Source organism: Arenibacter latericius DSM 15913 (assembly GCF_000424985.1).
GTDB classification, from domain to species: Bacteria; Bacteroidota; Bacteroidia; order Flavobacteriales; family Flavobacteriaceae; genus Arenibacter; species Arenibacter latericius.
In genome coordinates this window covers 1-1,734 of the sequence record NZ_AUKX01000097.1, presented here as the reverse complement: position 1 = coordinate 1,734, position 1,734 = coordinate 1, and the positions used below count along the sequence as shown (strand labels likewise).

The following is a 1,734-nucleotide window of genomic DNA, read 5'->3' as shown; positions in this document are numbered from 1 at the left end:
CCCGTCAAAAAAATCCCGACCCATTGGTCAGGATTGAGATGAATTCCCTTTTTCTTTTTGAATAATTTTAAGCTTCTCGGTCTCATTGTATAATTATGGCCAACGGTTTTGTGTAAGATTAGTTGCGTTTTTAAGTAACTAATTTAGCAAATAAAAACCGAATAGAATATTCCGCAGGAATATTCGTAAGTAGGCTAGAACTAGCAATTAATTTTACACGATGTTGTGCGTTCGGCTTTTTTTCAACTAATTTTTTCGGTTTAAATTGGTTCCCATAATTCAATTTTATTTCCCTCTTTGTCCAAAATATGAACAAATTTTCCATAGTCGTAAGTCTCAATACTGTCAAGTAAAGTTACTCCGTTTTCTTTAAGTTTTTTTACAAGTCCCTCAATATTCTGAACTTGGTAATTAATCATAAATTCCTTTTTGGATGGTGAAAAATATTTGTCCCCTTTTTTAAACGGTTTCCATTGAAGTGAGTTTATTTGTTCAGGATTATTTAAATCTCTGCTGTCAAAACTCGAAGAACCCCAATCATTCATTTCAATTCCTAAATTTTCAGAGTACCATTTTTGAGTTTCTTTCAAGTTTTCGGAATAAAAGAAAATTCCGCCAACTCCAGTTACTTTTGGTGTATTATCAACTTTAGAAACTGGCTTGTCCGTTTGTTCATTATTTTTTGCCATATCGTTGGTTTTTTCAGTTTTCGAGTTGCAACTTACAATAAGTATTGAAATCGAAATTGTTAGAATTAGTTTATTCATTTTTCATATTATTTTGCTGACAATTTACTGCCAAAAATTCAATTCTTAATTATCTTATAACAAGAAATGTCGTTTTTTTTCAGCTGACGCACAACGTGTTTGTATAAGATTAGTTGCGGTTTCTTTGCGTTAAATTTAATGAATTAATACAAACTACAACACTCCTACTCTTTTCGTTCTAAAAACGCGCATAAAGCAATTAATTTTATACGGTGTTGCCATACGTTTTTACTTTGCAATCTCAATTTTTAGTGGTTTCGGAGGTATTGGATACTTAGGCATTTGTCTTAAATAGTCGAAGAAAACTCTTAATTCAATCGTATCTTTTATTTCAATCTTGATTTCGTCAAAAGTACGGGTTAGTTTAGTCAGAATTTCTTTCAGTTCCTTTCCATTCTTACTTGAATCAATTGTAATTAATACTAAGGCCCTTTTTGGTGATTCAGAATAGTATGCGATTTCACCTTTATTTAAATAATGCCTTTTTAAAATCCATTTTAGTTCGCTAATTGGGTAATTGTCGTCAATGAGAATCGAGTCAGATTTAATTTTTAAAACATTTTTCTCTCTAATGTACCCCAGACCATATAAATAAGGAATGACTCTTTTTTTAATTTTTCCGTCCAAAAATTCGACAACTACTTTTTTGTCGTGATCATTAAAATCTAATAATTCCTCGGTAATCTGTCGAAAATTCAATTTGGTTGTGTCAAGTCCAATAAATTTTGATCTTTCAATTGAAATTGATTGATCAGATCGATAATATCGGATTTCCATTGTGTTCTTTTCACAACTTAAAATCAGAAAAATTGTCGATATGAAGATGATTTTTTTCAAATGTATGGCAACAATTGTGTATGATTACTAGTGTTTATATATCCATTTTGTCTACACCACTAATCTAGTGGATTTTTTATGTTTTTAAAAGTGTTTGTAGCCACATGGGTGTAAATCTCTGTTGTTTTAC

2 protein-coding genes are annotated in these 1,734 nt (G+C 30.6%); both read right to left on the bottom strand.

Going from position 1 to position 1,734, the window contains the following annotated elements; all coding sequences use genetic code 11:
• Positions 1–260: 260 nt before the first annotated feature.
• The gene (locus H344_RS0116740) at positions 261–767 is read right to left on the bottom strand and encodes a VOC family protein (protein ID WP_316929567.1); all 507 of its coding nucleotides are present in this window, start codon (positions 765–767) and stop codon (positions 261–263) included.
• Between the two features lie 228 nt (positions 768–995).
• On the bottom strand, positions 996–1,544 hold the full coding sequence (locus tag H344_RS0116735; RefSeq protein WP_240485016.1) for a hypothetical protein: 549 nt from the start codon (positions 1,542–1,544) through the stop codon (positions 996–998).
• Positions 1,545–1,734 lie beyond the last annotated feature (190 nt).